Annotated in this window: 6 protein-coding genes, 1 tRNA gene and 1 CRISPR repeat array; all 7 genes read right to left on the bottom strand. The window is 38.9% G+C overall.

Going from position 1 to position 6,726, the window contains the following annotated elements; all coding sequences use genetic code 11:
* Nucleotides 1-35 precede the first annotated feature (35 nt).
* Nucleotides 36-1,453: a CRISPR direct-repeat array (repeat unit 36 nt; unit sequence GTCAGAATTGTTCCTTGATGAAAAAAGGATTGCGAC).
* 149 nt (nt 1,454-1,602) lie between these two features.
* The 7 genes from ACTCIM_RS03450 to ACTCIM_RS03420 all read right to left on the bottom strand — a co-directional run bounded on the left by ACTCIM_RS03450 (nt 1,603) and on the right by ACTCIM_RS03420 (nt 6,710).
* Nucleotides 1,603-1,678, bottom strand: a tRNA-His gene (locus tag ACTCIM_RS03450).
* Between the two features lie 46 nt (nt 1,679-1,724).
* The gene (rfaE2, locus tag ACTCIM_RS03445) at nt 1,725-2,204 is read right to left on the bottom strand and encodes a D-glycero-beta-D-manno-heptose 1-phosphate adenylyltransferase (RefSeq protein ID WP_029967635.1); all 480 of its coding nucleotides are present in this window, start codon (nt 2,202-2,204) and stop codon (nt 1,725-1,727) included.
* On the bottom strand, nt 2,171-2,785 hold the full coding sequence (locus tag ACTCIM_RS03440) for a phosphatase PAP2 family protein (RefSeq protein ID WP_464278924.1): 615 nt from the start codon (nt 2,783-2,785) through the stop codon (nt 2,171-2,173). Before ACTCIM_RS03440 ends, rfaE2 begins: the two co-directional genes overlap by 34 nt.
* A gap of 38 nt (nt 2,786-2,823) precedes the next feature.
* Nucleotides 2,824-4,356 carry an ArnT family glycosyltransferase gene (locus ACTCIM_RS03435; RefSeq protein WP_472313869.1) on the bottom strand — a complete coding sequence of 511 codons (1,533 nt, stop codon included), beginning with the start codon at nt 4,354-4,356 and terminating at the stop codon, nt 2,824-2,826.
* Nucleotides 4,329-5,120 (bottom strand): amidohydrolase family protein, encoded by a 792-nt coding sequence (locus ACTCIM_RS03430; RefSeq protein WP_472313867.1) that lies wholly within the window; start codon nt 5,118-5,120, stop codon nt 4,329-4,331. Before ACTCIM_RS03430 ends, ACTCIM_RS03435 begins: the two co-directional genes overlap by 28 nt.
* Nucleotides 5,114-5,539, bottom strand: coding sequence for an acyl-CoA thioesterase (locus ACTCIM_RS03425; RefSeq protein WP_472313865.1), 426 nt, complete (start codon nt 5,537-5,539; stop codon nt 5,114-5,116). The genes ACTCIM_RS03430 and ACTCIM_RS03425 overlap by 7 nt, the downstream gene beginning before the upstream one ends.
* Nucleotides 5,532-6,710 carry a cofactor-independent phosphoglycerate mutase gene (locus tag ACTCIM_RS03420; RefSeq protein ID WP_464278920.1) on the bottom strand — a complete coding sequence of 393 codons (1,179 nt, stop codon included), beginning with the start codon at nt 6,708-6,710 and terminating at the stop codon, nt 5,532-5,534. Before ACTCIM_RS03420 ends, ACTCIM_RS03425 begins: the two co-directional genes overlap by 8 nt.
* Between the last annotated feature and the right edge of the window lie 16 nt (nt 6,711-6,726).

Below are 6,726 nucleotides of genomic sequence, written 5' to 3'. Positions count from 1 at the left end.
CTCCTTTCTATAATGTTGTTTATTTACATAGATATGTCAGAATTGTTCCTTGATGAAAAAAGGATTGCGACATAAAGAGTAATTCCTCGTATTCTCCTCCTCCCTGGGGTCTGGTCAGAATTGTTCCTTGATGAAAAAAGGATTGCGACATTTTAATTCTACTTTCATACCAATCTCCTTTTCTTATGTCAGAATTGTTCCTTGATGAAAAAAGGATTGCGACCTTTTTTGTTAATTCATTTTCTTTTTTCTACTTGACTAAGAGACGTCAGAATTGTTCCTTGATGAAAAAAGGATTGCGACAAGTCCTGCTTGATTGTATTTATAAATTGTCTTTAAATGGTCAGAATTGTTCCTTGATGAAAAAAGGATTGCGACAAGTAAATTTCTCCATCTTTAAATATTACTTTGACTTTGAACGTCAGAATTGTTCCTTGATGAAAAAAGGATTGCGACTTACCCCTAAATCTAGCAAATCAGAATACCAGGCCCAATTGTCAGAATTGTTCCTTGATGAAAAAAGGATTGCGACTTTTGTCGGCTTCCCAATTCCAGTATGCCCTTTCCAGGGCATGTCAGAATTGTTCCTTGATGAAAAAAGGATTGCGACTTGTTGTTCCGATTTTTGCGAATTGGATATATACACAACCGTCAGAATTGTTCCTTGATGAAAAAAGGATTGCGACAGATTGTCGTCTGGGGTTATAATTCCTTCATCATAAGCTAGAGTCAGAATTGTTCCTTGATGAAAAAAGGATTGCGACATATCTAAATCTTTATTACTTAAATTATTTTGTATATCAAGTCAGAATTGTTCCTTGATGAAAAAAGGATTGCGACACCTATGATTTAACCCTTTTAAGGTTAAAAAATCTGACAGTCAGAATTGTTCCTTGATGAAAAAAGGATTGCGACACTACACTTGGAGCACAATAATTCATTATCCTCAATTTCCCAGTCAGAATTGTTCCTTGATGAAAAAAGGATTGCGACCATCCCAGGTGGCGGACAGTATCTGCCCGTCCCGGAAGATGTCAGAATTGTTCCTTGATGAAAAAAGGATTGCGACTATAAAAATTGAAACTAAATTCTCTTTTTTCTTTTATCGTCAGAATTGTTCCTTGATGAAAAAAGGATTGCGACTTAAACCTCCTTTTTGTTTTGTTTCCTTTTAGTTTTTGTTTTGTCAGAATTGTTCCTTGATGAAAAAAGGATTGCGACATCATCAAAATAAATTCTTACTTTAAACCACTTCCAATTCATGTCAGAATTGTTCCTTGATGAAAAAAGGATTGCGACTATCCTGTTTAGAAATTAAACAATTTTTTTGCCTTGTCTATGTGTCAGAATTGTTCCTTGATGAAAAAAGGATTGCGACATCTCCCCTTCCGGGTACAAGTTTTTTTTTTTGACTTCTGTCAGAATTGTTCCTTGATGAAAAAAGGATTGTAAGAAGTTAAGCAGTAAAGTCTAAATCATACACAAAAGAAGCGAGAATAGAGCCAAATTGAATTTGGTCAAAAGGTGAGAACTGCAAGGCTGGTAAATTTTAAAGAGAAAAAAACAAAAAAGCGGATCCAAGGGATCCGCTTTTTTTCATTTTGGGGTGAGTGACAGGACTTGAACCTGCGACCACCTGGGCCACAACCAGGGGCTCTACCACCTGAGCTACACTCACCACCAGGAAAGAAATTTATTATTCAACTTGCTTCCCAAGGTCAAGTTTATTTTTTCTCCTTTTCCAGAGTCAAAATTTTTTCAATAAGAAAAGTAGTGGAATAACCGGGTAAAAATTCCAGGCTAAGTACCTGGCCACCTTTTTTTAAAACAATATCTGCGCCCACAATCTTTTCCACAGGCCAATCACCACCTTTAACCAGGAAATCAGGTTCTATAGCCTGAATAAGTTCATAGGGCGTATCTTCTTCAAAAATAATCACATAATCCACTGCCTTTAAGTTGCTCAAAACAAAGGCCCTGTCTTGCTCCCCATTGACTGGCCGCTTGGCTCCCTTTAACCTTCTCACAGAAGCATCTGAATTCAGCCCCACCACCAGAATATCTCCCAGTTCTTTGGCCCTATTTAAGTAGTCCACATGACCTGGATGTAAGATATCAAAACAACCATTGGTAAAAACAATACGCTTGCCCTGAAACTTTTCTTTTAACTTTAAAAACTCTTCTTTTGAAACCACTTTTCCCATTTAAGCACCTCAAGATAAGGGAGTAAAACCAGAAATAACAGATAAAACATACTTCCCCAAAGATATCCAGCCAATACATCCAGGGGATAGTGCTTGGCCAAATACACCCTGGAAAATCCAACAGCTAAGGGTAAAAGATAAAATAAAAATCTCAAAAATCTTTTTTTAAAAATAACTCCCAAAGCCAAGCCCAGAAGCAAGGAATTGGCTGCATGAGCAGAAGGGTAGGAGTGTCCTTTTTTTTTGTCAGGAATAAAATTAAGAGGCCTTTTTTGCCACTTACCATCTTCAAAAAAATTAGCTCCAGCCAGAGCATTTAAAGGCCTAACCCGACCAATGGCTTTTTTGGGGAAATTAAGAGAGTAATCACAAAGTCCAAGTAAAATAACCAGCAAACCCAGGCCAACCAGCCTGGACCAATTTTTTTTGTATATCACCACCCCAAAAAGTATTCCCACTAAAAAAGCCCCTAAAAGCTTACTGGAAAATAAGGGCATTAAAAAATCTAACACTTCATTGCGCAGGCCCTGGTTGACCCACCAAAAAAACTTTAAGTCCCACCAAGGTGTTTTAAAAAACATAGTTATATTACTTCCAGTAAAAACTTCTTACCTCTAAACTAAAAGGTATGCTTTTCTGGCTTAGGCCAGTAACCATTATAATTATAGGCAAAAAACAAGGTAAAAGTTATGCCCCGTTTATCTTTATTCCTGGTCTCCAGCCAAAAAGGGCCTTCCACTCTGGAAAACATCCTCAACAACTTCTCTGGTATGCGCTTTTCCTTGTCCTTGCTCACAAAAATAGCATCCCATCCTTTTTTATCCTCAGGAGGTCCAAAAATATCATACTGGTTTAACTTGCGGCCCAAATTAACACAATAGGCGCGTTTTTGTGCTGGACCATAAAAGGAAAGCTCTGCTGTAACTCCATAGGTATCACTGAGCAAAAAGACCTTTTCAGGCTCTGAAAACCGCTCCTGTTGCCAGACTTTTAATTTATCTCCCAACTCCTGATACCCTCGCATGCGCTGCAACAGGTCCAGCTTGGGTGGAAGGTGTAAAAAAGGCAGGCTATGAAAAATTACAAAAATAAACCCACTAAGTACCAATAAAATTACTTTTGACCTCTTGGAAATACTTTTAAAAACTAAGGCAATAAACACTATACCTGCAATATAACTTAAGGCAGGCCAGTTGGGCTCTATTTTGGTGTGAAAACTAAGTAGAAAAAAAAGCAAAAAGATTGGATAGGTAAAAACAAACAAAAAATTCTTTTCCCAGGCAGTTAAAAAAGCATATTTTTTTTGTCCCAACTTTAGCCCTCCCCAAAAAAAGAAAATAAACCACCAGGGGGTAAGAACTCCCAGCTGACTTCCCAGAAACTCAGGGACCTTGCTTAATCTAAAAAAATCCTTGGCCTTGTTGCCAGCAAGACTTCCACGGTATAAAACATGCTTTAGACCTACCCAGTTGTGGTCTAAATTCCACTTTAAAATAGGCAAAATCCCTATACAGGCAAATAAAAGTAATACCAGAATAATTTCTTTGAATAATTTTTTCTTCTCTTTAAAAGTTAAAAACAAAGTCAAGGGTAAAAAAATAAGCATGGTATACTTAGCTAAAATGCCCAAAGCAAAAAAAATACCCATTAAGAAAAGATATTTTTTTTCTTCTGTAGAAAAATAAAAATATAAGGAAAAGAGGCAAATTAAATAACACAATACCAAAAGATTGTCTGTGGTCATTAAAATCCCACTTACTAAAAAAAGAGGAGAACTATTTACAATAATTAAAGTCCAGAGAGGTATTAAACTATTTTTGTATCCCTTTAAAATACAGATTTTTCTTAGTCCCCAAAAAAATAAAAGTTGAAAAATACAAACATTAAAAAGCGCACCAAAGCGAACTCCCAGCTCTGTAGGGCCAAAAAACCTGGTCCAGAACCAAATCCAGTAGGCAATCAATGGGCCCTTGGAATAGTAGGAAAAGTCTAAAGAACGGCTCCAATCCCAATACTGAGCTTCATCGGTATAGAGGTTTAATTCCCCACTTAAAACAATAAAAAGCCTAAGCAAGGTACCCAAAAGAATAAGGCCCAGGGCCCAATAATCTTGCCTGGTTAAGTTCAAACCAGCAGGTTTTCTAACATCCACTTACTGTTTTCCTCCAGTTTTTGCCAAAACTTCTCTCCCAAAAGAGGATGCTCTAAAATCCTCTGCCTTTCCTGTCCAGGTAAAAAAAGGGGATAGTCAGAACCAAAAAGTATTTTTTCCTGCGGGTGTTTTTGAAGAATTTCCCTTAAAAGCTCTGGAGCAATAAAAGGCAAGGTGCTGGAAATATCCAGAAAAACTTCTTTGCCTACCAAATGCTCCAATACCTCTGGCCAGTGTAAATAGCCTCCCAGGTGGGCAGCAATAACTTTTAACCCGGGAAAGTCTTTTAAAACTTTAGCCAGCTTATAAGGAGAAGAGGGATTTTTTTCTGGGGGCAAATTATCTCCCACATGTACCAACAACCAGAAATCTTCACCTACTTCTTCTAATAGGGGATAAAGTTTTGGAGAAGATAAATCAAAACCCTGAAAATCTGGATGAAGTTTTATACCCCTAATTTTGTGTTTTTTGAGTCTTCTAAGTTCCCTGGGCCAGTTAGGATAATCTGGATGCAAGGAACCAAAGGGAATAAACTCTGGCTCTTCTTTTAAAGAAATAGCCCAGTTATTGGCAGGTATAACCTGATGCTCTCCTGTAGCAGCACAGAGCACCACTGCTTTGTTAAAACCAGCCTCCTTTAAGTGTTTTTTTAAATCCTCTTTCAAACCAGTGCCCTGAGCAGGGATACCATAGTGCTCTTCTAAAAAAACAATTACCTTTTCTGCAATTTTGGGATGGAAAGCATGGCAATGAACATCTAACATTGGTTAAAGATTTTCTCCTTTAACCAGGAGGGTAGGCCAATGGGTTTAGCCTTCTTATTCACACAGGCATGCTCAGTAAAACCTGTAGCCAGCAAGTTTTCCCTTTTTCCATCCCATACTTCATACACAAAAACTAAAGATGCCCGTTTAAATCGACTAATCCCGGCTCGAATCAAAAGCAAATCATCAAACCTGGCAGGTCGCAAATATTTGCAACCAGCTTCCCTTACTGGCAAAAAAAATCCCTGCTCTTCTATCTCCACATAACTTAAGCCCAATTTATGCAAAAAGGCATTTCTGGCCCGCTCAAAAAAGTGAAGGTAATTGGCATAGTAAACCACGCCCATGCCATCGGTTTCTCCATAACTGACTCTATGCTCCAGCCAGACCTCTGGTTTGGGAAACTCTTGCTTATGCATTTACCTGCTCCAGAAAAAAAGATAAAAGTTCTGGCCCGGCAATCAGCCTACTCCTGTCTGCACTATGCTCTGAAAAATAGCTCACTCCTGCCCACTCCTTTTTAGAAGAATAAATCAAAAAAGGCACAGGGTCATCTACATGAGTCCTTTTAACCAGGGGAGTTAGATGGTCGCACAAAATTAATAAAGCAAAATCTTCCTTTAAACTCGCAAGCAACTTGCCTAAAACCAACTCATCAAAACGCTCTATGGCTAAAATTTTATCTTTTAAACTGCCACTGTGCGCAGCTTCATCAGGGCCTTCTAAGTGTAAAAAAATAAAATCACCCTGGTCTAAAAAGTTAAGAGCTGCCTCCACCTTACCCTGATAGTTGGTATCCACCAGGCCAGTAGCCCCTTCTACTTCCAGTACTTCCAGCCCAGCAGCTCTGCCCAAGCCTTTAATTAAATCTACAGCAGAAATAACTGCCCCTTTTAAGCCAGATTTTTCAAAAAAATTGGGCAAACTAAGAGCAGGCCCCTGTCCCCAGGGCCAAAGTCCATTGGCTTTGGGCCAATAGGGATTGTTTTTTAAAAGCTTATGGGCTTCTTCTAAAAATTCAAAAAGCAGGGGATAAGCAGCAAAACTCTCATAATCTGCTTCAATCTCCTGGTCCAAAATATCATGAGGGGGCCTAATGTTTAGCTGGGCAGAAGACTTTTCTACTCCTTCCTGCTCTACCAAAAGATGCCGATATTGTACGCCAGGATAAATCAACAAGCTGGTCTTTAGGTTTTGTTTAATAAAATCTATAAGTTTTAACGCTATTTCTTGGGGTGGGTGGCCAGCTGCATAATCCAGCATTCTGCCTTGAGGGGAAAACTCACTAAGGCTAACTAAATTAAGCCGCCAGATAAGGTCCTTGTCTGCAGTCTCAAGACCAGAGGCTCTGGCTTCTATTGGGCCTCTGCCCGTATGGTATCTAGTCGGGTCATAGCCCAAAATAGCCATATTAGCCACATCAGACCCGGGTGGAAATCCCGGGGGAATGGTCCTGGCTAAACCGGTTAAGCTTTTGGAAGCCAGCTTGTCCAAATAAGGCGTGTTGGCTGCTTCTAAAGGAGTTTTTCCTTGCAATTCCTGAAGCGGCCAATCTCCCATGCCATCAGCAACCAATACCAGATATTTCATTGTCTATCCTTTTTTC

Source organism: Desulfonauticus sp. (genome assembly GCF_055126295.1).
The sequence above is the reverse complement of the archived record's forward strand: the minus strand, read 5'-3'. Positions and strand labels throughout refer to the sequence as shown.

Bases quoted from the DNA above. Each gene is read 5' to 3' on its own strand.
- rfaE2 (WP_029967635.1), bottom strand. From the start codon at position 2,204: ATGGGAAAAGTGGTTTCAAAAGAAGAGTTTTTAAAGTTAAAAGAAAAG.
- ACTCIM_RS03440 (WP_464278924.1), bottom strand. From the start codon at position 2,785: ATGTTTTTTAAAACACCTTGGTGGGACTTAAAGTTTTTTTGGTGGGTC.
- ACTCIM_RS03430 (WP_472313867.1), bottom strand. From the start codon at position 5,120: ATGTTAGATGTTCATTGCCATGCTTTCCATCCCAAAATTGCAGAAAAG.
- ACTCIM_RS03425 (WP_472313865.1), bottom strand. From the start codon at position 5,539: ATGCATAAGCAAGAGTTTCCCAAACCAGAGGTCTGGCTGGAGCATAGA.
- ACTCIM_RS03420 (WP_464278920.1), bottom strand. From the start codon at position 6,710: ATGAAATATCTGGTATTGGTTGCTGATGGCATGGGAGATTGGCCGCTT.